This window comes from Streptomyces mayteni (genome assembly GCF_054783955.1).
Genome location: NZ_BAAGPR010000029.1, coordinates 1 through 24669, shown reverse-complemented (window position 1 = coordinate 24669; position 24669 = coordinate 1). Strand labels below are relative to the sequence as shown.

Genomic DNA, 24669 nt, shown 5'->3' with positions numbered 1-24669 from the left:
GATGCCGCGTCGGGCGGCGGCCCGCCCCCGGTTTTTCGAGCCGGGGAAGGCCGCCGCCCGGCCGCTCAGCGCTCGCCGGCGAGGGTGAGCGAGCCGAGCCGCCGCGCCGCGTACCAGGTGCCGAGCACCGTGGCCACGAGGAGCAGCACGAGGCCGGCGGGCAGCGAGACCTCCGAGGTGATGTCGGCGCCGGGAGCGGCTATCCGCTCGGCGATCGCCAGCGCCCACTGCTGGATGCTCAGCGCCCGGGCCCCCGGCACCAGGCTGCCGAACAGCGCCTCCCAGACCAGGGCGTAGACCAGGCCGAACACCACCGCGTTCCGCGAGACGGTGCCGAGCAGCAGGAAGACCGCGCTGTAGGCGATGGAGGCGACGGCCGCCGCGACCGCGAAGGCGCCCGCGATGACCTGGCTGTTGCCGTTGAGGATGAAGCCGGCCAGCAGGATCGGCAGCGTCGTGAAGGCCAGCGTGACGCCGATGGCGACCAGCAGCTTGGTGGTGATGATGGTGCGCCGGTCGAGCGGCTTGGAGAGCAGGTAGACGATCGAGCCGTCGTCGATCTCCGGCGCGATGGCGCCGGTGCCGGCGATCACGCCGATCAGCGGCACCATCGAGGCGAGCGCGAAGCCGCCGAGGATCTCGGTGGCGGCGTGGTCGTCCGCGCCGTTGAGCAGCCGCACGGCGACGGCGATGACGATCAGCAGCGCCGGCAGGGCGCCCAGGATCAACGCTCGGCGGCGGCCGAGCAGGGCCCGGTAGGTGAGCCGGGCGACGGTCGGGTTGTACATCGCGATCGGGCTCCTTACGCGCTGACCAGATAGGAGAAGACGCTCTCCAGCGACTCGTCCGAGGGCGAGACGGTGAACAGCCGGACGCCGTGCTCGCGGGCGAGCAGCGGAAGCCGGGTGGTGAAGCGGAGGAAGTCCACCGCCTGGATCCGCAGCGCGTTCTCCGCGGTGTCGAACTCGATGCCGCTGGTGGACGGGTCCGCTATCAACGCGGCGGCCAGCACCCGGTCGTCGCTCGACCGGATCAGATAGCGCAGCGGACGGTCCGTCATCAGCCGGCGGATTCGCCGGAAGTCGCCGGAGGCGGCGTGCCGGCCGGCCACCACGACCTCGATGTGGGTGGCCAGCTGCTCGACCTCCTCCAGGATGTGTGAGGAGAAGAGCACGGTGCGCCCCTCCTCGCCCATCCTGCGCAGCAGCTCCATCAGGTGCATGCGCTGGCGCGGATCCATGCCGTTGAACGGCTCGTCGAGCAAGAGCACCGACGGCTCGTGGACCAGGGCGGAGGCCATCTTGACGCGCTGCCGCATGCCCTTGCTGTAGGTGGAGACGCGGCGGTCGGCGGCGGACGTCATCTCCACCGTCTCCAGGGCGGCGCGGGCCGCGGCGCCCGGGTCGGGCAGGCCGTGGAGCTCGGCGTTGGCCAGCACGAACTCGCCTCCGGTGAGGTAGTCGTACATGCCCTCGCGCTCGGGCACCAGGCCGATCCGCCGGTAGGCCTCCGGGTTGCGCCAGATCGGCTGGTCGTCCAGCGTGACGGCGCCGGCCGAGGGCGCGAGGAAGCCGCTCATCATGTGGATCAGGGTGGACTTGCCCGCGCCGTTCGGGCCGAGGAGGCCGGTGATGCCGGGGCTGATGTCCATGCTGATGTCGTTGACCGCGACCACGTTCCCGAACCAGCGGGAGGTCTTGGCGATGTGGATGGTGGCCATGGGCTACAGACCCGCCTTCCGGTAGCGACGGACCAGGAGCACGTGGCAGAGCACGACGAGACCCGCGGTGACGAGGAGATAGCCGACGCCGGCCGCGGTGGAGGGGCCCTGCTCGTGGGGGAAGCCGCTGGTGCCGCCGAGGAACGCGGACTGCAGGCCGTCCATCAGGCTGCCTGGTGAGAAGAGGCCGAGCCAGCCGATGGCGGTGCTCTCGCCCTGTTGGCCGGCGATCTCCTGGACCGCGGTGACCGCGAAGAAGGGGACGGTGAGCACCGCGACGATGGCCGCCACGCCGAAGCCGCGGCGCGGGGTGCGGGAGGCGACCACCAGGGCCACGCCGGCGTGTGTCACGGCGAGGACCGCGGCCGCCACGAGGCCGCGCAGATAGCCGCTCGACTGGTCGGCGAAGCCCAGCTCGGCGAGCAGGCCGCCGGCGTAGGCGATGGTGAGCGGGATCGCGACGAACAGGAAGATCGCGGCGGAGAGCGCCGCGAACTTGGCCCGCACGTAGTCGCCCGGGGCCATGGGCCGCGAGAAGTAGAGCGGGATGGTGCGGAAGCGCAGGTCGAGGGAGACCATCTGGGGCGCGGCCAGCGCGATGTAGAGGCCGAGGATCGGCTGCATCGCCAGGCCGTAGCCCTGGTACTTGATGGGCATCTCGTCGAGCCCGGTCATCACCGCGACGGCGACCATCACCACCGCGGGGAAGCACATGATGGCGAACAGGCCGAACGGCAGCACCTTGGAGCGGGCCGAGCGGCCGAGGCCGAAGGCGCCGCGCAGCGAGTGGACGAACAGGGAGAGCCGCGCGTAGCCGGCGCCGAGCCGCTCGCCCTCGTATGGGCGGTAGCCGATGTTGTGGATCCGCGCGTCCTGCGCGGGGGGCGGGGTCACGGCTGTGCCTCCTGGAAGACCTCGGCGATGCGGTGGCGGCGCTGCTCCATGCGCACCAGGCCGAGGCCGAGCTCGGCCACGACGTCTCGCACCGTGTCGTAGACGGCCTCTTCCGCCGCTTCGACGACCAGCAGCTGGCCGGGGGCCGGGGTGGCCTCGACGCCGCGCCCGGCCAGCCCGGCGCGCAGCGCGGCGGCACCGTCGGGGTGGGTGTCGGAGTCGGTGACCTCGATGGCCAGCGAGGCGGTGGCCTCGGTGAAGCTGGCGGTGGTCTGGGAGCGGAGCAGCCGGCCGCCGTCGATGACGACGATGTGGTCGCTGGTGCGCTCCAGCTCGCCGAGCAGGTGCGAGGTGACCAGGACCGAGATGCCGAAGTCGGTGTGGATGCGGCGGATCAGGCCCAGCATCTCGTCGCGGCCGGCCGGGTCGAGGCCGTTGGTCGGCTCGTCGAGCAGGACCAGGCGGGGGTCGTGCACCAGCGCCTGGGCGAGCTTGACCCGCTGCTTCATGCCCGTGGAGTAGCCGCCCATGGGGCGGTAACGCTCCTCGTAGAGCCCAACGTGGCGCAGCGTGTCCGCCGTGCGCTCGCGGGCCGCGGTGGGCGGCAGCCCCGACATCCGCCCCATGTGCACCACGAACTCGGTGGCCGAGACGTCCGGTGGCAGGCAGTCGTGCTCCGGCATGTAGCCGACCTGCTCGCGGATGGCCGTGCCGTCCGCCGCCGAGTCGTGCCCGAGCACCCGGGCCGTGCCCTCGGTGGCCGGGGCGAGGCCCAGCAGGATCTTGATCAGGGTGGACTTGCCCGCGCCGTTCGCCCCGACGAGGCCCGTGACGCCTGGACCTATGTCCACCGTCAGCCCGTCGAGAGCGGTGACGCGGGGATACCGCTTGGTCAGGGCCGTGGTGTTGATGACGCTCGCCCCGACCCCGCTCGTCAGGCCAGCTTCCGTACTCGTACTCACGCTCACGGGTAAGACGCTAGTGCCCCTCGGCGACGCCGCGCGTCCCTCTTTGGTAGCTGTTTCGACACGGCTTTCCCCTACTCCACGCCGGGGCCGCGTCCGCCCACCCCCTAGGGGACGGTGACCTGGGTGACGACCCGCTCGAAGACCGCCGGGTCGGTGGCGAACACCGAGTCCGGCACCGGCCAGTGCAGCACCAGCTCGGTGAAGCCGAGCTCGGCACAGGTGCCGGCGTACTCGGCGAAGGCGTCGACCGAGGCCAGCGGCGAGACGCCGTGCGGGGCGAAGGCGCTGGTGTCGAGCAGCACCCGGCCGAGCGTCGACGGCTCCCGGCCGACCTCCTCGCAGACGCCCTCGAGGCGGTCGACCTGGCGCCCGAGCGCCCGGTAGAACCCGGCCGCCGTGCCACCGGAGGACCGGGGATCGCCGGTGGTCACCCACGCCTGGCCGTGCCGGGCGGCGAGCCGCATCCCGCGCGGCCCGGTGGCGGCCACCGCGAAGGGCAGCCGGGGGCGCTGGACGCAGCCCGGCACGTTGCGGACCTCGTGCGCCGCGTAGAAGTCGCCCTGGTAGGAGACGCCGCTGCCGCCCTCGCTGAGCAGCAGGTCGAGCAGCCGGACGAACTCGGCGAACCGGTCGGCCCGCTCCCGGGGCGCCCACGCCTCGTTGCCCAGCGCGGTGGCGTCGAACCCGGTGCCGCCCGCGCCGATGCCGAGGGTGACCCGCCCGTCGGACACGTCGTCCAGCGTGATCAGCTCCTTGGCCAGGGTGACCGGGTGCCGGAAGTTGGGCGAGGTGACCAGCGTGCCGAGGCGCAGCCGCTCGGTGGCGGCGGCCGCGGCGGTCAGCGTGGGTATCGCGCCGAACCAGGCCCGGTCGCGGAAGCTGCGCCAGGAGAGGTGATCATAGGTGTAGGCGGTGTGGAACCCGAGCCGCTCGGCGTCCTGCCAGATCCGCCGGCCCTCCGCCGACCATCGGAAGACGGGCAGGATCACGGTGGACAGCCGCAGGGAGTGCGCCGACGAGACAGCCATGGGCAGCAGCGTAGGCCCTTTCCCGCCAGCCTTGCGCCGCTTCCCGACAGGTTCGGGGCCGGGGCGCTCGTAGCACATACGAGTGAGCCGGCGCACGGATGTGCCTGCATATGCTGGTGGACTGTGCCCACACCCTCGCCCGCTCCCCTGCACGCCGTAGGCACGGTACCCACCGTCCCACACGGCCTCCGTCCCCGTCTGATCGCCACCGATCTCGACGGCACGCTGCTCCGCGACGACAAGACCGTCTCGCCGCGCACCGTCGCCGCGCTGGCCGCCGCCGAGGCCGCCGGCATCCACGTCCTCTTCGTCACCGGCCGACCGGCCCGCTGGATGGGCCCGGTCAGCGACCATGTGCACGGCCACGGCCTGGCCATCTGCGGCAACGGCGCCGCCGTCGTCGACCTGCGCCGTGGCGGCGAACTGGTCGCCACCCGGCCGCTCTCCCCACGGGGCGGGCTGGCCATCGTCCACGCGCTGCGCGCCGCCGCGCCCGGCGTCTCGTTCGCCGTGGAGCGCTCCGACGGATTCCACCACGAGCCGGGGTACGGTCCTTCGTTCCCCGACTCCTCGTCGCGGGTGGCGCCCGCCGAGACGCTGCTCGGCGACGACGCCGCGTTCGCCGGTCAGCCCGTGCTGAAGCTGCTCGCGCTCCACCACCACCACGACCCGGACGAGTTCCTGGCGCTCGCGAAGGCGGTGGCCGGCGAGCACGGGGAGTTCACCAGGTCGAACCCGAACGCGCTGCTCGAGATCAGCGCGCCGGGCGTCAGCAAGGCCAGCACGCTGGCGGGCCGTTGCCGGGAGCTCGGCGTCGGCGCCGACGAGGTGGTGGCGTTCGGCGACATGCCCAACGACCTGGCCATGCTGAGCTGGGCCGGCACGGCCTACGCGATGGCCAACGCGCACCCGGCGGTGCTGGCGGCGACGCCGCACCACACGCTCACCAACGACGAGGACGGCGTGGCCAGGGTGATCGAGCAGTTCCTCCCGTAGGACCTGTCGCCACGCGCTCCCCGCCGGTCGGGACCGCCGGTCAGGACCGCGCGTCAGTCCTGGTCGGCGGGGCCGCCGAAGTCCGGGCTCGCGTAGCCGGGGCGGGTGGGGGGCTCGTCGTCGTCGCGCGCCGGGCTGGTGAAGTCGGGGCTGCCGAACTCCGGGCTGCCGAACTCCGGTCGCGAGAAGTCCGGGCTGCCGTAGCGCCGGTCCGCCGGCTCGTCGTCGTCGCGCGCCGGGCTCGTGAAGTCCGGGCTGTCGAAGTCGGGACCCGAGAAGTCCGGCCCGGAGAAGTCGGGCCTCGAGAACCGCGGATCGACGAGCTCGTCGTCGCCGTCGGCCGGGCTGGTGAACGCCGGGCTGCCGAACTCGGGTCCCGAGAACCGCGGGTTGCCGTGGCGCGGGCGGGCCCGTGGCGTGACGCCCGCCGAGCTGGAGAAGTCGGGGCTGGAGAAGTCCGGGCTGGAGAACCGCAGCCGGGGCGTGCGCCCCCGCGGGTGGTGCCGACCGCCCGCCCGGCGCACGAACGGCACCACGCCCCGGTCGTGCAACGCGCGCCGCCACTCGTCGCGCGCCCGCGCCAGCTCCTCCGCCGGCGCCGAGGCGCGGATCGCCGTGGAGGCGCTGTTCCGCGTGGCGGCGACGACCAGGCCGCCGAGCGCCACCAGGAGCCCGAGGCCGGCCACCGCCGCGAACACCCAGCCGACGCCGCGCATCCGCTCCGCGATGCCCGGCTCGGGATCGGCCAGCCGCAGCGCGTAGCCGAGCAGCAGGAACACCACGGCGGCGATCGCCGAAAGCACCGGCACCAGCGTGGTGACGACGGCCAACAGGCCGACCCCGGCGGAACGTTCCTCCTTGCCGGGGCCGCCCGGCCCGGCGCCCGGGGCGTCGGCGCCCGAGGCGCCGAGCTCGGCCCGGAGCCTGACCAACTGTCGGTACTCCTCGTCCGCGGCCGCGGCGATCTCCGGCAGGGCGTCCATCGCCAGGGACCGCAGCCGCTCGATCTCGAACCGGTCGGCGTCGGCCGCCAAACGGGCAGACCTCAGCGCCTCGTCGAGGATTCGCTCGAAATCGGCCTGATCCTCCGGCGGCAATCCGTCAGCGCTGTTCATATGCGTCCCCAGGGCCTCACAGGCAGCAAGCTGGTGAGCGGACCCCGATGGTAGAGCGCATCCGGCCTTGGTGACAGGGAATTGTCGAATTCGCCAAAACAATCGAGCCGCTTACCCTGACACTTCTCCCCTTCCCGGCTACGCCGCCGAGCACGCGAGACAACGCTCGGTGAAACCGAGGGAAACAGTTCCGCGACGTTACTCGGGCAATGGCAGCCGCGCGACCAGCAGCTTTCCGGCCATGGTCACCCCGCCGTCCATCGCGATGGCGAGCGAGTCCGCGTACACGTGCGGACCGCGCACGCCCGGCGTGCTCTCCTCGTCCTCCGCGCCCCCCGACTCCGCGTCCGCGCCCCCGATGCCCTCGCCCGTCAGATACGGAATCGGGCTGTGGCCGTGCACCACCCGCTTGCCGCCGTAGGTGTCGAGCAACTCCCGCACCGCCTGCGGCCCGTCCTCGTCGCGGAAGGCGAACCGCTTGGTGAACTTCCGGAACAGCTCCCAGGTCTCCTCGACGCTGTTGCGCTGGAGTGCCTGCCAGATCGCGTCGTTGACGTCGTCGACGGTGCCGCCGTAGTCGAGGTAGGCCGTGGTGTCCGAGTGCAGCAGCAGGTGCCCGTCCGCCAGGGCCATCGAGTCGAGCCTGGACATCCACTGCACGTGGTGGTCCCGCAGCCGCTCCATGTCCGTGCGCTGACCGCCGTTCAGCAGCCAGGCCGCCTGGAACGAGGCGGTGCCGGCGGCCGATTCCACCGGGGTGTCGCCGAACCGGCTGGCGCCGATCAGCAGCAGCTCGTGGTTGCCGAGCAGCGCCTTGCAGTAGCCGCCGGCCGCCGCCGCCTCCGCGGAGAGCCGCATCACCAGGTCGAGCACGCCCACGCCGTCGGGACCGCGGTCGGTGAAGTCGCCGAGGAACCACAGCCGCGCGTTGCCCGCGGCCCAGTTGTCCGCCTCGTCCGTGAGGCCGGCCTCGTGCAACGCGGCGCGCAGCTCGTCGAGATAGCCGTGGACGTCGCCGACCACGTAGAGCGGCCCCGCCCCCTCCACCACGGGGATGTCCGGCAGGGTCGGTGTGTAGAGCTCGTCCTCCGGACCGCCCGCCGGGTCAGGACCCTCGGGCTGGTCCGTACCGTGCCACTCCTCTGGTGCCTGGCCGGCCCCCTGAGTCATCGACCCCTCCACCACTACGCGCCGTCTCCACCGCCTGCAGGGCCCGCCTGGCAGGCCAGGTCCCGGTGCCGTTCGCCCATCATAGGAATCCAGGTGCCCGGTTGGGACACACCTGTCTATCGGAATCTACTGGTCAGCGGCAGGGGGTGTGCGAGGGGCCGTCACCGTGACGGCTCCCACGCGGTCGGCGGGGAGCTGGAGCTGACGCCTGGAAGGGCGCTGCGACGCGCGTGGGGAGGGCTGCGGCGAGGGGTGCGGGATGGCCGGGCGCTGGGACGAGGTGCGGACGATCAGCTCGGTCGGCATCACGCGATGGGTCGCCTCCTGGGCCGGGACGGCCGTGGGAGCGCGCCCGGCGGCGCCCTCGATGGCGTCGATGAGCAGCTGGATCACGGTCGTGCCGATCCGGCCCGGCTTGAGCGAGAGGGTGGTGATCGGCGGCTCGGTCGACGCGTAGACGCTTGACTCGCTGCAGCAGATGATCAGCAGGTCCTCGGGGACCCGCAGCCCGTAGCGGCGGGCGGCGGCGAGCAGATCGGTGCCGTTGGGGTCGAAGAGGCCGTAGACGGCGTCCGGTCGGTCGGCGCGGGCCAGCAGCCGGTCGGCGGCGACGGCGCCGGCGCAGGGGTCGTGCGCCGGGTACGTCTCGTAGACCGGCTCCTGGCCGTTGCGCTCGCACCACTGGAGGTAGGCGGTGGTCGAGAGGCGGGTGTAGGTGTCGGTGCTGGTGCCGGTGAGCAGGCCGATCCGGCGGGCGCCGGCGGCCGAGAGGTGGTCGAGCAGGTCGACGACGGCGGCCTCGTGGTCGTTGTCCACCCAGGCGGTGACGGGCAGGCTGCCGCCCGGCCGGCCGTCGGAGACGACCGGGATGCCCTGCCTGACCAGCTCGCTGACCACGGGGTCGTGGTCGGAGGGGTCGATGACGACGGTGCCGTCGAGGGCGACGTTCGACCAGACGTCGAAGTCCCGGTGCTGGGAGGCGGCGGGGAGGATGACCAGGGCGTAGCCGCGGGCGAGCGCGGCCGAGGTGGCGGCCCTGACCATCTCGGCGAAGTAGGCGAACTCGGTGAAGGTGAACGGTTCTTCGCCATAGGTGGTGACCGTGAGCCCGATCAGCCCCGACTTCCCGGTGCGCAGGGTGCGGGCCGCGGCGGACGGCCGGTAGCCGAGGCGGTCGGCCACGGTGCGCACGTGGCGGCGGGTGACCTCGGGCAGCCGGCCCTTCCCGTTGAGGGCGTCGGAGACAGTCGTGATCGAGACACCGGCGGCCGCGGCGACCTCCCGGATGCCGGCCCGCCTGGTTGTCCGGCGACCGGATGACCGGCTCACCTGATGCTTCGCTGCTGTCATGGCGACCTGATGTTAGGCCCGGCCCGGGGGGCGTGCCGCCGGTCGCCTGGATGGGCCCGGCAGTACGTTTCTGCATGGTCCACAGGGGATGTGACGACCTGTTACCAAGGTCATCGGGGCGATGGGCCGATGTTCCGTCGGCGCGGGGGGCGCGTTGCCGGGCGCGAGGGGGAAATTCAACAGGTCCCGTGTCACCCTCACGGGGGCGGCGCGCCAGGGCGCTCGCCACGGGCGCGAAATCGGCGCCGAGCGCGGGGGAGTGTCGGGGATACGCCTGTCGGGGCCCTCCTCAAAAGAAACGGGGGCCTCTTAGGCTGGGCAGGGTGACGACCGCATCTTCTCAGGACCCCGCCGCCAGCCGTGTCGCGGCCCCCGCCGCCCACCCCACCACCGATCGGCCGGGCGGGCCGCGGTTGCGTCCGGCGTTGGACGGCATCCCGGCCTATGTGCCGGGTCGCGCCGCGGGCACGGGGGCGGGTACGGGTACGGGTACAGGGGCGGGCGCGGGCGCGGGTACGGGCGCGGTCTCGTTCAAGCTCTCCTCGAACGAGAACCCCTACCCGCCGCTGCCCGGGGTGCTGGAGACGGCGGTGGCGGCGGCCGGCTCGTTCAACCGCTACCCGGACATGACCTGCTCCGCGCTGCTGGCCGAGCTGGCCGAGCGGCTGCGGGTGCCGGTGGCGCACCTGGCGACCGGCACCGGCTCGGTGGGCGTGGCCCAGCAGCTGCTCCAGGCGACGGCTGGCCCCGGCGACGAGGTCGTCTACGCATGGCGGTCGTTCGAGGCGTACCCGATCATCACCCAGATCTCCGGCGCCACGTCGGTGCGGGTCCCGCTGACGGCGGGCGAGACCCACGACCTGGACGCCATGGCCGACGCGATCACCGAGCGGACCCGGCTGGTCTTCGTCTGCAACCCCAACAACCCCACCGGGACGGCGGTGGAGCGGGCGGCCCTGGAGCGCTTCCTCGACCGGGTGCCGAGCAGCGTGCTCGTGGTGCTCGACGAGGCGTACCGCGAGTTCGTGCGGGACCCGGCCGTGCCGGACGGCATCGACCTCTACCGGGACCGGCCCAACGTGTGCGTGCTGCGGACCTTCTCCAAGGCGTACGGCCTGGCCGGGCTGCGGGTCGGCTTCGCCGTCGCCCACGAGCCGGTCGCGGCGGCGCTGCGGAAGACGGCGGTGCCGTTCGGGGTGAGCCAGATCGCGCAGGACGCGGCGATCGCGTCGCTGCGGAGCGAGGCGGCGCTGCTCGAGCGGGTGGACGCGTTGGTCGCGGAGCGGGAGCGGGTGGGGTCGGAGCTGACGGCGCAGGGGTGGACGGTGCCGGCGTCGCAGGCGAACTTCGTGTGGCTGCGGCTGGGCGAGGCGACGGCGGACTTCGCGGCGGCGTGCGAGGCGGCGGGCGTGACGGTGCGCCCGTTCGCGGGCGAGGGGGCCCGGGTGACGGTTGCCGAGCCGGCGGCGAACGACCTGCTGCTGCGGGTCGCGGCGGACTTCCGCCGCGGCGGCCGGGTGGTGGCGGGCTGAGGTTTCTCCCACCCGCCCGCCCTTCTCCGGCGTAGCCGGGGGGCCGGGCCCCGTGCGCAGCACGAGCGGCCGGCGTGACGCCGCAGCGCGGCCGCGGGGGCCTGAGGTGGCCCCACCCGCCCACCCTTTCCCGACGCAGCCGGGGTCCGGCGCCGTGCGGAGCACGGGCATGCCGGCGAGCGGGCCGGCGCGGCGCGGCGGCGCGGTCCCAAGGCCGGGAAGTTACCCCACCCGCCCGCCCTTTCCCGGCGTAGCCGGGGGGTGGGGCCCGGCGCCGTGCGGAACACGGGCATGCCGGCCGGCGCGGGACCGCAGCGCGGCCTCGATGGCAAGAGGAATTGCCCCGCCTTCCCCGGCGCAGCCGGGGCGCGCGGGCCCCGTGCGCAGCACGAGTCGGTCCGGCGCGGCGCCGCAGCGCGGCCTTGCCGGCCGGGGGCTTGGTCCCCCGGCCGGCGGCGCGGCCGCCGGAGGCGGGCCGGGGCCGTCGCGCGGAGCGCGGAACACGGAACACGGAACGCGGAACGAAGGGTGGGTGGGCGGGCGGGCGGGGACAGTCCGCGCGGAGCGCGGGGCACCCGCCGTGAGGCCGGGGCCGCGCGGGGCGCGAGAAGGGGCGGGTGGGCGGGGGACAACCCCGCGCGGGGCGACGAGCCGGGGCGGCCGCCCGTCCCTCCCCGGCTACGCCGGGGAGGGTGAGCAGGATCACTTCGGGGACGGACGGCGCCGGCGCCGGTCGTTCAATTCGCTTCGGAGCGGGGGGAGTTGGCCGGCACCCGCCTCCCGCCCGCCGACGGGCGGGAGGTCAGGGGGACCCCCGCCCGCGGTCCGCAGGACGACGTGTTTCATAATGGCTTGTGAATGTGAATACGTTCACAAGGTCAGATCGCGTAACCCGCGCGACGCGGAGGAGAAAGAACCGTGGATCTCGCTCTCGCACCGGAGACGCTGGCGCGGTGGCAGTTCGGCATCACCACCGTCTACCACTTCCTCTTCGTCCCCCTCACCATCTCCCTGGCCTCCCTCACCGCCGGTCTCCAGACCGCCTGGGTGCGGACCAGGAACGAGAAGTACCTCAAGGCCACCAAGTTCTGGGGCAAGCTCTTCCTGATCAACATCGCGATGGGCGTGGTCACCGGCATCGTGCAGGAGTTCCAGTTCGGCATGAACTGGTCCGACTACTCCCGCTTCGTCGGCGACGTCTTCGGCGCACCGCTCGCCTTCGAGGCGCTGATCGCGTTCTTCTTCGAGTCCACCTTCATCGGCCTGTGGATCTTCGGCTGGGACAAGCTGCCGCCCAAGCTGCACCTGGCCACCATCTGGACCGTCGCCGTGGGCACCGTGATCTCCGCCTACTTCATCCTGGCGGCCAACTCCTGGATGCAGCACCCGGTCGGCTACCGGATCAACGAGGAGTCGGGCCGGGCCGAGCTCACCGACTTCTGGCACGTGCTGACCCAGAACACGGCGGTGGCGCAGTTCGCCCACACCATCACGGCCGCCTTCCTCACCGGCGGCGCGTTCATGGTCGGCATAGCCGCGTACCACCTGATACGCCGGCGGCACACCGCCGTGATGCGCACCTCGCTGCGCGTCGGGCTGATCACCATGGTGGTGGCCGGCGTGCTCACCGCCGTCTCCGGCGACCGGCTCGGCAAGATCATGTACGAGCAGCAGCCGATGAAGATGGCCTCGGCCGAGGCGCTGTGGGAGACGGAGGGCCCCGCCCCGTTCTCGCTGTTCGCCGTCGGCGACGTGGACCAGGGCCACAACGTGGTGGCCGTCGAGGTGCCTGGACTGCTCTCGTTCCTCGCGCACGACAACTTCTCCGAACCGGTGCCCGGCATCAACGACATCAACGCGGAGCTCCAGGAGCTGTACGGCCCCGGCGACTACCGGCCCAACATCCCGGTCGCGTACTGGAGCTTCCGCTGGATGATCGGCTTCGGCATGGCCTCCGCCTCCCTCGGCGCCGCCGGCCTCTGGCTCACCCGCCGCCGGTTCTGGCTGGCCGAACACCTCCGCACCGGCGAGGACGAACGGCCGCGCCTCGCCCTCACCAGGAACCGTGAGCTTCCGCACCTGCTGACCCGCTGGTACTGGCGGCTGGCGCTGCTCACCATGCTCTTCCCGCTGATCGCCAACGCCTGGGGCTGGATCTTCACCGAGACCGGCCGCCAGCCCTGGGTGGTCTACGGGCTGCTGAAGACGGAGGCGGCCGTCTCGCCCGGGGTGTCGCAGGCCGAGGTCCTCATCTCGTTGCTCGTCTTCACCACCCTCTACGCGATCCTCGCCGTGATCGAGGTGCGGCTGATGGTCAAGTACGCCAAGGCCGGGCCGCCCGAGCTGACCGAGTCCGACCTGAACCCGCCGAGCCGCATCGGCGGGGACGATCCCGCCGCCGACGACCGCCCGATGGCGTTCTCGTACTGAGGAGTTGGCCCGATGAGTCTTCCCGAACTCTGGTTCGTCATCATCGCCGTGCTGTGGATCGGCTACTTCTTCCTCGAGGGCTTCGACTTCGGCGTCGGCATCCTCTCCGGCACGCTGGCCCGCGACCGCGCGGAGCGCCGGGTGCTGATCAACACCATCGGCCCGGTCTGGGACGGCAACGAGGTCTGGCTGATCTCGGCCGGCGGCGCGACGTTCGCCGCGTTCCCCGAGTGGTACGCCACCCTGTTCTCCGGCTTCTACCTGCCGCTGCTGCTGATCCTGGTCTGCCTGATCGTGCGCGGCGTGGCCTTCGAGTACCGGGCCAAGCGGCCCGAGGAGTCCTGGCAGCGGAACTGGGAGCTGGCCATCTTCGTCACCTCCCTGACCGTCGCCTTCCTCTGGGGCGTGGCCTTCGCCAACATCGTCCGCGGGGTGCCGATCGACGCCGACTTCGAGTACACCGGCGGCCTGCTCAACCTGCTCAACCCCTACGCGCTGCTGGGCGGCGCGGTGGCCGTGGTGCTGTTCACCTTCCACGGGGCGGTGTTCACCGCGCTCAAGACCGTGGGCGACATCAGGACCAGGGCCCGGCGCGCGGCCGGTCTGCTCGGCGTGGTCGGGGGCGTGCTGGCGGCCGGCTTCCTGCTCTGGACGCAGTCCGACAGCGGCAACGCCCGCAGCCTGGCGGCGCTCGTGGTGGTGGCCGCGGCCCTGGTGGCGGCGCTGCTGGCCAACGCGGCGGGCCGGGAGGGGTGGGCCTTCGTCTTCTCCGGGGTGGTGATCGTGGCGGCGTTCACCATGCTGTTCCTGGCGCTGTTCCCGAACGTGATGCCGTCCTCGCTCGACGCGGAGTGGAACCTCACGGTCGAGAACGCCTCGTCCGCCCCCTATACGCTGCGCATCATGACCTGGTGCGCGGCGTTGGCCACGCCCGTGGTGCTGGTCTACCAGGGCTGGACCTACTGGGTGTTCCGCAAGCGCATCGGCACCCAGCACATCGCGTCCTGAGAGTGACCCGACCATGAGACCGATCGACCCCCGCCTGCTGCGTCACGCCAGGGCAACCCGGCGCTTCCTGATCGCCTCGGTGGTGCTCGGCCTGGCGGGAGCACTGCTGGTGATCGGGCAGGCGCTGCTGATCGCCGGCGTCGTCACCGACGCGTTCACCGAGGGCCTGTCCCTCACGGAGCTGCGCACCCCCCTGCTGCTCCTGGCCGCCACGGCGCTCGGGCGGGCGCTGGTGAGCTATCTCACCGAGCTGGCCGCGCACCGGGCCAGCGCGGCGGTGAAGTCCGAGCTGCGCACCCGGCTGCTCGAACACGCCGCCGCGCTCGGCCCCGGCTGGTTGGCCGGCCGCACCACGGGCGAGCTGACGACGCTGGCCACCCGCGGCATCGACGCGCTGGACGGCTACTTCGCCCGCTATCTGCCGCAGCTGGGGCTGGCGGTGGTGGTGCCGGTCGCGGTGCTGGCCAGGATCGTGACGGACGACTGGATATCCGCGGCCACCATCGCCGGCACGCTGCCGCTGATCCCCCTCTTCATGGCGCTGATCGGCTGGGCCACCCAGGCCCACATGGACCGGCAGTGGCGCCAGCTGACCCGGCTCTCCGGCCACTTCCTCGACGTGGTCGCCGGGCTCGGCACGCTGAAGGTCTTCGGCCGGGCCAAGGCCCAGGCCGAGAACATCCGGGCCATCACCGCCGACTACCGGCGGGGCACCCTGCGCTCGCTGCGGATCGCCTTCCTCTCGTCGTTCGCGCTCGAGCTGCTGGCCACCATCTCGGTGGCGCTGGTCGCGGTGAGCATCGGCATGCGGCTGGTCCACGGCGAGCTCGACCTCTACACCGGTCTCGTGGTGCTGATCCTGGCGCCTGAGGCGTATCTGCCGCTGCGGCAGGTGGGCACCCAGTTCCACGCGGCGCAGGAGGGCCTCTCCGCGGCCGACGAGGTCTTCGCGGTGCTGGAGACCGAGCCGCCGGCGCGGGGCCGTGGGCCGGTGCCGGCCGAGGCCGGCATCACCGTCGAGGACCTGGTCATCCGCTATCCGGGCCGGCCGACGGACGCCCTCCCCCGCACCAACCTGACGATCTCCCCCGGCGAGACGGTGGCCCTGACCGGCCCCTCGGGCGGCGGCAAGTCCTCGCTGCTGGCGGCCGTGCTGGGGTTCGTGTCACCCGCCGAGGGACGGATCCTGATCGACGGCCGGGACGCGGACACGGCGGATCCGACCTCGGTGGACCTGGCTTCGGCGGACCTGGCTTCGGTGGACCTGGCTTCGGTGGAGCCGGCCGAGTGGCACCGGCGGATCGCCTGGGTGCCGCAGCAGCCGCGGCTCTTCGCGGGCACCATCGCCGAGAACGTCCGGCTGGCCAGGCCGGAGGCCGACGACGCGGCCGTCGCCGCGGCGCTGCGGGACGCGGCGGCCGGCGACCTCGACCCGAGCCGGCGGCTCGGCGAGGGTGGCGCCGGCCTGTCGGCCGGGCAGCGGCAACGGGTGGCGCTGGCCCGCGCGTTCCTGTGTGACCGGCCGATCCTGCTGCTCGACGAGCCGACGGCGGCGCTGGACGGCGAGACGGAGGCGGCCGTCGTCGCGGCGATCCGCCGGCTGACGGCGGGCCGCACGGTGCTCTTGGTCACCCATCGCCAGGCGCTGCTGGCGGCGGCCGATCGAGTGTTTCACGTGGAACCAACCGCCTCGCCGGCGGCAGAACCGGCTTCCGGACCGGCCGCGGGCCGGCCCGAGGCCGGTGGGGACGGGGCCAGCGTGCTGCCCGCGCAGCGCGCGGACGCACCGCCGCCGGGCGCGGCAGCGGACACCGGATTCGGTGCCGGCCCCGCCGGCCGGCTGGCCGCGCGGCGCGCGGCCACTTCACCGGGCGGCCCGGCCGGCCAGGCCCTGGCGTGGGTGCGAGCGACCGCGCGGGCGCAGACGCGGCGGCTGGCGCTCGCGACGTTGCTCGGTGCCCTCGCCCTCGGCAGCGCCGTCGGGCTGATGGCCACCTCGGGCTGGCTGATCTCCCGGGCCTGGGAACAGCCGCCGGTGCTCTATCTGATGGTCGCCGTCACCGGCACCCGCGCCTTCGGCATCGGGCGGGCCGTCTTCCGCTACGCCGAGCGGCTGCTCAGCCACGACGCCGTGCTACGGATCCTCGCCGAGCTGCGGGTGACCGTCTACCGCCGGCTGGAGCGGCTGGCGCCGGCCGGGCTCGGCCGGGCCAGGCGCGGCGACCTGCTCTCCCGGCTGGTCGCCGACGTCGACGCGCTCCAGGACTACTTCCTACGCTGGCTGCTGCCGGTCGCCGCCGCCGTCACCGTCGGCCTGGGCGCCGTGGCGTTCACCGGCTGGCTGTCGCCGGCCGCCGGCGGCGCGCTCGCCGTCGGGCTGCTCGTCGCCGGTCTCGGCGTCACCGCGCTGGCCGCGGCCCTGGCCCGCCGCACCGAGCGGCGGCTCGCGCCGGCCCGCGGTGAGCTGGCCACCCAGACCGTCGACCTGCTGACCGGCGCCGCCGAGCGCACCGTGGCCGGCGCGCTGCCGGCCCGGCAGGCGGCGCTGCGCGCCGCGGACCGCGAGCTGACCGGGCTGGCCGCCCGCTCCGCCGCCGTGACGGCGCTCGGCGCCGGACTCACCACCCTGGTCACCGGGCTGACCGTCGCCGCGGCCGCCGCGCTCGCGGTGGGGACCGTGTCGGACGGCGTCTGGCTGGCATCGGCCGTGCTGGTTCCGCTGGCCGCCTTCGAGGCGGTCGCCGGCCTGCCGCAGGCGGTCCAGCAGCGGCAGCGCGCCCAGCGCGCGGCCGAGCGGATCCGCGAGATCACCGAGGCGCCGGCCCCGGTCGTCGAGCCGGCCGAGCCCGCCGCGGCGCCCGACACCCCGTTCCCGCTCCGGCTGCGCGGGCTGACCGCCAGCCACTCGGGGGCGGCCGAACCCGCGCTGCGCAGCGTCGACCTGGAGCTGACCCCCGGCCGCCGGATCGCCGTCGTCGGCCCGTCGGGCGCGGGCAAGACCACCCTCGCCCACTGCCTGCTGCGGTTCCTCGACCCGACCGCCGGCGCCTACACACTCGACCGGGTCGACGCGACGACGCTGGCCGGGGACGACGTCCGCCGGCTGGTCGGCCTGTGCGCCCAGGACGCGCACATCTTCGACTCCACCCTGCGGGAGAACCTGCGCCTCGCCCGCCCCGACGCCGACGACGCCGCGCTGCGCGACGCGCTAGCCGCCGCCCGGCTGCTCGACTGGGTCGAGGCCGAGTTGCCCGACGGCCTCGACACCCTGGTGGGCGAGTTCGGCGCCCGGCTCTCCGGCGGCCAACGGCAGCGCCTGGCGCTGGCCAGGGCGCTGCTCGCCGACTTCCCCGTGCTGGTGCTCGACGAGCCCGCCGAGCATCTGGACCTGCCCACCGCGGACGCGCTGACCGCCGACCTGCTCGCCGCCACCGAGGGCCGCACCACGGTCCTCATCACCCACCGGCTGACCGGGCTTGACGCGGTGGACGAGGTGCTGGTGCTGGACGGCGGCGAGGTCGTCCAGCGCGGCCCGCACGCCGAGCTGGCCGCGGTCGACGGCCCGTTCCGCCGGACGCTCGACCTCGAACGGGCCGCGGGAGCGGCCGCGGCGGCCGCGCAGGACACCACAAACACGAGTTTCGCCCTGGTCAGGGAGTGACTATCCTCGGCTCATGCGGCAGCTGCCCCGCCTGCTGCGGGCCGTGGAGGCCATCGGCGGCGACCTCGCACCCGACGCCGTACCGGACCGGCTGACGCGGGCCGCGGCCGAGCTGACGGACGCCCGTTACGCCGCCCTCGCCGTCCTCGACGAGGAGGGCGAGGCCGTCGGGCGCCTCGTCGTCCACGGCGAGACCGAGCCGGGCGACCGGGACGGCCGCACCGAACCGTTGGTCAGGGCGCTGCTGCACGGCGGGCCGCCGCCACCGCCGCTCACCGTGCCCGTGCTGGTCCACGGCGCCGGCCACGGCCTGCTGCACGTCGCCGGCAAGCGGGACGGCAGTCGGGACGGCGAGCGGGAAGGCGAGCGACGCGGTACGGCCGGGTTCACGGCGGAGGACCGGCAGCTGCTGCGCGTGCTGGCCGCCGCGGCCGGCGCGGCCATCGGCAACGCCCGGCTGCGCGAGGCCGTCCGGCAACAGGCGCGGTGGATGGACGGCAGCCTGGAGCTCACCACCTCGCTGCTCGCCGCCGACGAGGACAACGCGCTCGCCGTGGTCGCCGAACAGGCGCGGCGCCTGGCCGACGCCGCGACCTGCGTCGTCCTCGAGCCGGCCGAAGGGGAGAACCTGGAGGTCGTCGCCGCGAGCGGCGCTGAGGCGTGCGGGCTGATCGGCACCCTCGTCCCGGCGCGGGATGACGCGCTCCGCCGGGTGCTGGCCGGGGAGCCGGTGGTGGTCGACGACCCGGGCGCGGCCGATCCCACCGACCTGTTCCCGGCCTGGGGTCGGGGTCCCGGGCTGCTGCTGCCGCTCGCCAGCGAGGGCACCGCGCTCGGCGCGCTCGCCCTCGCCCGCGCCCCCGGCTCCCCCGCCTACACCGTGCCGGAGCGGGCGCTGGCCACCCAGTTCGCCCAACAGGCCGCGCTCGCCCTGCTGCTGGCCAGGGCGCGCCGCGACCGCGAGCGGCTGGCCGTGCTGGCGGACCGCGACCGGATCGCCCGCGACCTGCACGACCTCGTGATCCAGCGGCTGTTCGCGGTCGGCATGGTCCTGGAGGGCGCCAGGCGGGCCGAGCCGGGCGCCCGGGCCGAGACCGCGCGGCGCATCGAGCGGGCCACCGACGAACTGGACGCCACCGTCCAGGAGATCCGCACCACCGTCTTCGCCCTCCAGCAGCCGCCGGATGACGCGCCGGCCGGCCTGCGCACCCGGGTGCTGCGGGAGACCGGCGCCGCGAGCGCCACCCTCGGCTTCCCGCCGTCGGTCGCCTTCACCGGGCCGGTCGACGCGCTGGTCGGCGAGGAGACGGCGCGCAATCTCGTCGCCGCGCTGCGCGAGGGCCTCTCCAACGCCGCCCGGCACGCCGGGGCCCGCCGGGTGGAGGTGGTGGTGGACGCCACGGCCAGGCTGCCCGACGGGCGGGACGCGGTGCGGCTGACCGTCGCGGACGACGGCCGGGGCCTGCCGGCCGCGCAGGACCGCAGCAGCGGGCTGCGCAACCTCGCCAGGCGGGCCGAGTCGCTCGGCGGCTCGGCCACCATCGGCCCCGGACTCGACGGCGCCGGCACCGCGTTGACGTGGCAGGCGCCCCGGTGAGGCGGTACGGTCACCGCCATGGCAGGACGCACAGTGGTGATCACCGGGGGCGGCACGGGCATCGGCCTCGCGACGGCGCGCGCCTTCGCGCGGGACGGCGACACGACGATCCTCGTCGGGCGGCGCGAGGCGGTCCTGGAGCGGGCGGCGGCCGAACTGCCGGACGCGGTGCCACTGCCGGCCGACCTCACGGAGCCGGCGGACGTCGCCAGGGTCGAGTCACTGATCGCGGACCGGTTCGGCACGGTGGACGTCCTGGTGCACAACGCCGGCGGCAACGGCGGCCTCGAACCCGGCCCGCCTGACGAGGCCGGGCGGCTGGCCGCGACGGCGCACCAGTGGACCGTGAACTTCCGGAGCAACACGCTGTCGGCGGTGCTGCTGACCGAGGCGCTCAAGGACCGGCTCGCCTCGCCCGGCGGCCGGCTGCTCTTCCTCAGCTCCATCGCCGCGCTCCGCGGCTCGGGCTCCAGCGGCTACGGCGCGAGCAAGGCCGCCCTGCACCCCTACGCGTTCGCGCTGGCCCGCGAGCTCGGGCCGCGTGGCGTCACCGTGAACGTGGTGGCGCCCGGCTTCGTCGACGACACCGAGTTCTTCGGGGTCTTCGGCGCCGGCGTCACGGACGAGCGGCGCCGGGCGCTGGTCGCCGAGACGGCCAACGGCCGGGCGGGGGAGCCGGGGGACGTCGCCGAGACGCTGCACTGGCTCGCCTCGCACGCCGCGGGACACGTCACGGCGCAGGTCGTCCAGGTCAACGGCGGCGCGGAACGGGGCCGCTGACCGACCGCCGCGGGTCGCGCGGCGGTCAGGCGGCCGGCGTCAGTTCGGGACGCGGGGCCGGCGGGGCCGCGGCCGGCGAGGGCGCGCGGGTCAGGTGGGTGACGCAGCCGATGACGAGGCCGGCACAGCCGCCCACGGCGAGCGCGAGGAGCGGCGTGGGGGAGACCGGCGCCTTCGGGGGGTGGGCCGGGGCCAGCTCGGTCAGCTGGGCCAACGTCTCCGGCTCCACCTCCGCGGCCACCTCGATCAGCGCCCGCGACACCGCGTTGGCGGCCCTGGCCGCGTCCTCGGGGCGCGCCGCCCGGCCGGTGATCTCGATCACCGGCGCGTCGGGTGACGTCGCCGCCCGGACCCGGCCGCGCAGGTCGGCCGCCGAGACGCCGGCCTCGCGCCGCGCCGCGTCGAGCACCGCGTCGCCGGTCGCCAGCCGCCCGTAGGACTGGGCGAAGCCCAGCGCCACCGCCGGATCCGTGTCCCCCACCGCCCGCACCACCACATAGCCGCTCGACGCGTACTCCCGGTCGATCAGCAGCGCGTACCCCGCGCCGAGCAGCGCCCCGAGCAGCGTGCACACCGTCACCGGCCACCACCGCACCAGGCCCCGCCAGGACATCGGCCCCAGCGCCCCGAGCGGCCCCAGCGCCCCGAGCGGCCGCAGCCACCGGTGCGGTCGCAGCCGGCCGAGTGGCCGCAGCCACCGGTGGGGACTCAGCCACGTCAGCCATCGGAGCCACCGCATCACCTTCGCACCTCCTCGTAGACGGTCATCAGCTGGGCCACCGCCCGGTCGATGTCGTAGCGCCGCACCGCGTCGGGCACCGGCAGCCGTCGCACGCCGAGCGCGAGTTCGGCGCGCAGCGCCCTGGTCAGGTCGGGCACCGTGGGGTCGACGCGCCGCGCGCCGGGCGCCTCCTGGTGGGGCAACTCATCCACGGCGGGGCAGGTGACGTGCAGCACCGGAAGCCCGGCCGCCAGCGCCTCGAGCACGGCGAGCCCGAACGTCTCCTCCCCGGACGGCGAGACGAACACGTCGAGCGCCGAGAGCAGCCCCGGCACGTCCGCCCACTCGCCGACCAGCGCCACCCGCCCCACCACCCCGAGCCGGGCGGCGAGCGCGCGCAGCCGGACCCGCTCGGGTCCGTCACCCGCCAGCACCAGCCAGACGTGGTCCGGCAGTTCGCCGACGGCGCGGAGCAGCAGGTCGTAGCCCTTGCCGGGGACCAGCCGGCCCACCCCGCCGACCACCACGGCGCCGTCCGGCAGCCCGAGCGCGGCCCTGACGGCCTGCCGCGCCGCGCCGTCGAAGGCGAAGCCGGCCGGCTCGACGCCGTTGGGCACCACGTGGATCCGGCGGGCCGGCACCCCCCAGGCGCGCAGCCGGCGGGCGACGGTGGCGGAGACCGCGACCGTCGCCACGCCGAGGCGCTCGCTGGCCAGGTAGAGCGCCCGGGCGCCCGGCGTCAGCCGCCGGCCCTCGATGCGGTGGGCGCCGAGCGAGTGCTCGGTGGCGACGACGGTCCGCACACCGGCCAGCCGGGCGGCGACCCGGCCGTAGACACAGGCCCGGTAGAGGTGCGTGTGCACCAGGTCGTAGTGGCCGTCCCTGATCAGCCGCGCCAGCCGGGGCACGACGCCCAGGTCGCGGTTGCCGGTCATCCCGAGGTCCGTGACGGCCACGCCGTCGGCCCGCAGCTCGGCGGCGACCGGTCCCGGGTTGGTGAGGGTGACCACGTCGCAGGCCAACGGCAGCCGCCGCAGCAGCGACCGCAGCTGCCGCTCGGCGCCGCCGACGCCGAGCCCGGTGATGATGTGCAGCGCGCGTTTCAACGGGCCACCGCTCCGGCCGGCGGCGCCTCGAGCCGGACGGCGCGGCGCCGCAGCGGGTGCAGCCGCCGCTTGAGCCGCATCCGCAGCGGGCCGTCCGACTCGCCGACGTGGATCCTGGGCAGCGCGTAACGGCCGGTCATCGAGCCGGGGTTGACGGCGCAGGCGTAGGCGTAGCCGGCTCCCCGGACGGCGTCGGCGACCCGGGTGTCCACCGCGCCGTAGGGGTAGCAGAAGCCGGGCACCGAGCGGCCGGTGATCTCGCGCAGCAGGTCGCGGCTGTGGGTGATCTCGCGGTCGAGCGCCGCGTCGTCCAGGCTGGTCAGCGCGAGGTGGCGGAGGCCGTGCGAGCCGATCTCCATGCCCGCCGCGGCGGCCGCCCGGATGCCGTCGGCGTTGAGCAGCCGCTTGCGGGGGCCGTCCGCGTCCCAGGCGTTGCTGCCGTGCAGGCGGCCGGGGAGCGCGAAGACGGTGGCGGTGCAGCCGTGGCCGCGGAGCAGCGGGACGGCGTAGTCGAGGAAGTCCTTGTAACCGTCGTCGAAGGTGAGCCCGACCAGGCGGTCGCCGCGGCCGGCCTCGCGGGCACGCAGCAGCTCGCCCACCGAGACGCCGCGCAGCCCGCGCCGGCGCAGCCAGCCGAGCTGCTGGTACAGGCGGTCGGGAGTGACGGTGATGCGGTACGGGTCGGGGCTGGTGTAGGCGATGGAGTGGTACATGAAGAGCCACAGCGGGGCGGAGGCTTTGGCGTCATGGGGCACGGTTGCGCTGCCTTCCGGGGAGAGCGGACGGGAGGGGGAGACGGGTACGGGCATGGCTGAGGAGTTCGCGGGTCTCCGGCACCCGCAGCGCGTGCGCCGCGGCGGCGAGGACGGTGGGGACGAGGAGCGCGCCGAGCGCGACGGTGGCCGGCGCGGGCAGCGCCAGCGCGTCGGCGGTGGCCCAGCCGGCGGCGGTGGCGGCGGCCGCGGCCAGGGCGAGCCGGCCGACGCGGGCGAGGACGCGGCGTGGGTCCACGGGGATGGTGCGGGTGGCGAGGCCGCGCAGCAGCAGCGTGGCGGTGACGGTGATGCCGACGGCGTTGGCGGCGGCGATGCCGGCCGCGCCCCAGCGGGGCGTGAGGGCGAGGCCGGCGAGCACGGTGACGAGCAGGCCGAGGGCCATGGCGGCGAGCGGGAACCAGGTGGGCCTGGCGGCCGAGAAGAACGGCCTGACCAGCGCGCCGACGAGGGTGTGGCCGAGCAGCCCGACGGCGTAGACCCGCATCACGGCGGCGGTGGCGGCGGTGGCCTCGGCGTCGAACGCGCCACGTTGGAAGAGGAGTTCGATGATCTGCGGGGCGTGGGCGACGACGAAGGCGCCGCCGGTCAGCACGACCACGGCGGCCGCGACGAGATCCCGCTCGACGCGCAGCCTGGCCCGCTCCAACTCGCCACGGGCCACGGCGCCGGCGACCATGGGGAGGGTGACGGTGCAGATCATCATGGCCAGCACCATCGGCAACTGGGCCACCTTCTGGGCGTAGTTGAGGTAGGAGATGGCCCCGGACGGCAGCGACGAGGCGAGGAAGCGCTCGGCCAACACCTGCGACTGCCGACTCACGGCGAACAACACGACCGGCACCACGAGGCGGCCTGCCGGCCTGAGCGGCTCGAAGGCCCCCAGCCCCACCTCCCCGGCGAGCCGGCGCGGTTTCGCCTGCCGGCGCGGCCAGGCGTCACCCCCGCCTGCCGGCGCGGCGGGGCCGCATGCCGCCTCGGCCGGCAGGCCGCCCGCCACGGCGGGCCGGCGCGACCCCGCCTCCCCGGCCAGGGCCACGCGACGACGCGGTCTCGCCGACAGGCGCCGCCAGGCGCCGCCCGCGCCTACCGGCGCGGATGGCCCGGCGGGCCGGGCAGCGCCGTGCGAACCGGCCCCGGCCGACAGCCGGGCGACACCGGCCCCTTCGGGCGGGTCGCCGCCCTCGGCCTGCGGCCGGGCCGGGCCGGACCCGCCGACGGCCGGCGCGGCGCTCTCCACGCCTGGGCTGGATGACGCACCCGTCGTCGAGACGACGTCCGACCCGACCCCGGAGGCACCCTCGGCCGCGTCGGCGTCCGGGCCCGAGGTCCGGACTGAGGGGCCGGACCGACCGCACTCGGCGGTGCCAGGCCCCAGCCCCCCGCCGACCGGCGCGGAGCGCCGCGCCGTCCCGGCGACGAGCACGCCGCCAGCGTCTGCCGGCGCGGATGGCCGGGCGCCCGCGCCCCCGCCCTCGGCCGAAGGCCGGGCGGTGCCGGGCCCTTCGGGCAGGTCACCGGCAGCGCCCACCGGCACGGCGGGACCCGGCACCCCCACCGGGAGGCCGACCGCCGCGGCGGAGCCAGCGGCTCCGGCCGCCCGGGCGCGGCCGGGCCCTTCCGCCGGATCACCGCCATCGCCTGCCGGCGCGGCGAAAGCAGGCGCGGCAGCCGCGTCGTCCACCGCCGGCACGTCGGCACGCGCCGTCCCAGCGGCGAGCACGCGGCCAGCGCCTACCGGCGCGGATGGCCCGGCGGGCCGGGCCGGTGCCTGGGCGGCTGCGCCGCCGCCAGCGTCTGCCGGCGCGGTGAAGCCGGAC

General features: G+C 74.8%; 19 protein-coding genes. 7 read left to right on the top strand and 12 right to left on the bottom strand.

Annotated elements, in window-relative coordinates; all coding sequences use genetic code 11:
• Positions 1–65 precede the first annotated feature (65 nt).
• From ACYVPE_RS15790 to ACYVPE_RS15770, 5 genes are all read right to left on the bottom strand, one after another.
• Positions 66–788 carry an ABC transporter permease gene (locus ACYVPE_RS15790; RefSeq protein ID WP_461034213.1) on the bottom strand — a complete coding sequence of 241 codons (723 nt, stop codon included), beginning with the start codon at positions 786–788 and terminating at the stop codon, positions 66–68.
• Between the two features lie 14 nt (positions 789–802).
• A complete protein-coding gene (locus tag ACYVPE_RS15785; protein ID WP_461034212.1) occupies positions 803–1720 on the bottom strand; it encodes an ABC transporter ATP-binding protein in 918 nt (305 codons plus the stop codon).
• Between the two features lie 3 nt (positions 1721–1723).
• Complete coding sequence (locus ACYVPE_RS15780; RefSeq protein ID WP_461034211.1) at positions 1724–2614, bottom strand: ABC transporter permease; 891 nt, start codon at positions 2612–2614, stop codon at positions 1724–1726.
• Positions 2611–3582 (bottom strand): ABC transporter ATP-binding protein, encoded by a 972-nt coding sequence (locus ACYVPE_RS15775; RefSeq protein ID WP_461034210.1) that lies wholly within the window; start codon positions 3580–3582, stop codon positions 2611–2613. Before ACYVPE_RS15775 ends, ACYVPE_RS15780 begins: the two co-directional genes overlap by 4 nt.
• Before the next feature lie 104 nt (positions 3583–3686).
• Positions 3687–4610, bottom strand: coding sequence for an LLM class flavin-dependent oxidoreductase (locus ACYVPE_RS15770; RefSeq protein WP_461034209.1), 924 nt, complete (start codon positions 4608–4610; stop codon positions 3687–3689).
• A 147-nt stretch (positions 4611–4757) separates the two neighbouring features.
• On the opposite strand from ACYVPE_RS15770, the gene ACYVPE_RS15765 reads away from it, so the two are divergent.
• Entirely contained in the window at positions 4758–5606 is an 849-nt protein-coding gene (locus ACYVPE_RS15765) for a Cof-type HAD-IIB family hydrolase (RefSeq protein WP_461034259.1), read from the top strand.
• Between the two features lie 53 nt (positions 5607–5659).
• Here the strand turns inward: ACYVPE_RS15765 and ACYVPE_RS15760 are convergent, their stop codons facing one another.
• The 3 genes from ACYVPE_RS15760 to ACYVPE_RS15750 all read right to left on the bottom strand — a co-directional run bounded on the left by ACYVPE_RS15760 (position 5660) and on the right by ACYVPE_RS15750 (position 9241).
• The gene (locus ACYVPE_RS15760; protein ID WP_461034208.1) at positions 5660–6640 is read right to left on the bottom strand and encodes a hypothetical protein; all 981 of its coding nucleotides are present in this window, start codon (positions 6638–6640) and stop codon (positions 5660–5662) included.
• A gap of 279 nt (positions 6641–6919) precedes the next feature.
• On the bottom strand, positions 6920–7891 hold the full coding sequence (locus ACYVPE_RS15755; protein WP_461034207.1) for a metallophosphoesterase: 972 nt from the start codon (positions 7889–7891) through the stop codon (positions 6920–6922).
• Positions 7892–8017: 126 nt separating this feature from the next.
• Positions 8018–9241 (bottom strand): LacI family DNA-binding transcriptional regulator, encoded by a 1224-nt coding sequence (locus ACYVPE_RS15750; protein ID WP_461034206.1) that lies wholly within the window; start codon positions 9239–9241, stop codon positions 8018–8020.
• 413 nt (positions 9242–9654) lie between these two features.
• Between ACYVPE_RS15750 and hisC the strand changes: the two genes are divergently transcribed.
• From hisC to ACYVPE_RS15720, 6 genes are all read left to right on the top strand, one after another.
• Entirely contained in the window at positions 9655–10773 is a 1119-nt protein-coding gene (hisC, locus tag ACYVPE_RS15745) for a histidinol-phosphate transaminase (RefSeq protein WP_461034258.1), read from the top strand.
• A gap of 918 nt (positions 10774–11691) precedes the next feature.
• Positions 11692–13203, top strand: a complete 1512-nt coding sequence (locus tag ACYVPE_RS15740) for a cytochrome ubiquinol oxidase subunit I (RefSeq protein WP_461034205.1) — start codon at positions 11692–11694, stop codon at positions 13201–13203.
• Positions 13204–13215: 12 nt separating this feature from the next.
• On the top strand, positions 13216–14211 hold the full coding sequence (gene cydB / locus ACYVPE_RS15735; RefSeq protein ID WP_461034204.1) for a cytochrome d ubiquinol oxidase subunit II: 996 nt from the start codon (positions 13216–13218) through the stop codon (positions 14209–14211).
• Positions 14212–14224: 13 nt separating this feature from the next.
• Positions 14225–17872 (top strand): thiol reductant ABC exporter subunit CydD, encoded by a 3648-nt coding sequence (gene cydD, locus ACYVPE_RS15730; RefSeq protein ID WP_461034203.1) that lies wholly within the window; start codon positions 14225–14227, stop codon positions 17870–17872.
• A 13-nt stretch (positions 17873–17885) separates the two neighbouring features.
• Complete coding sequence (locus tag ACYVPE_RS15725; protein ID WP_461034202.1) at positions 17886–19469, top strand: sensor histidine kinase; 1584 nt, start codon at positions 17886–17888, stop codon at positions 19467–19469.
• A gap of 18 nt (positions 19470–19487) precedes the next feature.
• Complete coding sequence (locus ACYVPE_RS15720; protein ID WP_461034201.1) at positions 19488–20249, top strand: SDR family NAD(P)-dependent oxidoreductase; 762 nt, start codon at positions 19488–19490, stop codon at positions 20247–20249.
• 25 nt (positions 20250–20274) lie between these two features.
• On the opposite strand, the gene ACYVPE_RS15715 is transcribed toward ACYVPE_RS15720, so the two are convergent.
• From ACYVPE_RS15715 to ACYVPE_RS15700, 4 genes are read right to left on the bottom strand one after another with little or no spacing between them, the layout of a single operon-like run.
• Complete coding sequence (locus ACYVPE_RS15715) at positions 20275–20988, bottom strand: YveK family protein (RefSeq protein WP_461034200.1); 714 nt, start codon at positions 20986–20988, stop codon at positions 20275–20277.
• Positions 20988–22076, bottom strand: coding sequence for a glycosyltransferase (locus ACYVPE_RS15710; protein WP_461034199.1), 1089 nt, complete (start codon positions 22074–22076; stop codon positions 20988–20990). The genes ACYVPE_RS15715 and ACYVPE_RS15710 overlap by 1 nt, the downstream gene beginning before the upstream one ends.
• Complete coding sequence (locus tag ACYVPE_RS15705; RefSeq protein ID WP_461034257.1) at positions 22073–22789, bottom strand: polysaccharide deacetylase family protein; 717 nt, start codon at positions 22787–22789, stop codon at positions 22073–22075. The genes ACYVPE_RS15710 and ACYVPE_RS15705 overlap by 4 nt, the downstream gene beginning before the upstream one ends.
• 31 nt (positions 22790–22820) lie before the next feature.
• Positions 22821–23888 carry a lipid II flippase MurJ gene (locus ACYVPE_RS15700; protein WP_461034198.1) on the bottom strand — a complete coding sequence of 356 codons (1068 nt, stop codon included), beginning with the start codon at positions 23886–23888 and terminating at the stop codon, positions 22821–22823.
• Between the last annotated feature and the right edge of the window lie 781 nt (positions 23889–24669).

What these genes read in the sequence shown, in the direction of transcription:
- ACYVPE_RS15725 (WP_461034202.1), top strand. Translation starts at nt 17,886, where the DNA reads ATGCGGCAGCTGCCCCGCCTGCTGCGGGCCGTGGAGGCCATCGGCGGC.
- ACYVPE_RS15785 (WP_461034212.1), bottom strand. Translation starts at nt 1,720, where the DNA reads ATGGCCACCATCCACATCGCCAAGACCTCCCGCTGGTTCGGGAACGTG.
- ACYVPE_RS15790 (WP_461034213.1), bottom strand. Translation starts at nt 788, where the DNA reads ATGTACAACCCGACCGTCGCCCGGCTCACCTACCGGGCCCTGCTCGGC.
- cydB (WP_461034204.1), top strand. Translation starts at nt 13,216, where the DNA reads ATGAGTCTTCCCGAACTCTGGTTCGTCATCATCGCCGTGCTGTGGATC.
- cydD (WP_461034203.1), top strand. Translation starts at nt 14,225, where the DNA reads ATGAGACCGATCGACCCCCGCCTGCTGCGTCACGCCAGGGCAACCCGG.
- ACYVPE_RS15715 (WP_461034200.1), bottom strand. Translation starts at nt 20,988, where the DNA reads ATGCGGTGGCTCCGATGGCTGACGTGGCTGAGTCCCCACCGGTGGCTG.
- ACYVPE_RS15755 (WP_461034207.1), bottom strand. Translation starts at nt 7,891, where the DNA reads ATGACTCAGGGGGCCGGCCAGGCACCAGAGGAGTGGCACGGTACGGAC.
- ACYVPE_RS15720 (WP_461034201.1), top strand. Translation starts at nt 19,488, where the DNA reads ATGGCAGGACGCACAGTGGTGATCACCGGGGGCGGCACGGGCATCGGC.
- ACYVPE_RS15750 (WP_461034206.1), bottom strand. Translation starts at nt 9,241, where the DNA reads ATGACAGCAGCGAAGCATCAGGTGAGCCGGTCATCCGGTCGCCGGACA.
- ACYVPE_RS15705 (WP_461034257.1), bottom strand. Translation starts at nt 22,789, where the DNA reads ATGTACCACTCCATCGCCTACACCAGCCCCGACCCGTACCGCATCACC.
- ACYVPE_RS15770 (WP_461034209.1), bottom strand. Translation starts at nt 4,610, where the DNA reads ATGGCTGTCTCGTCGGCGCACTCCCTGCGGCTGTCCACCGTGATCCTG.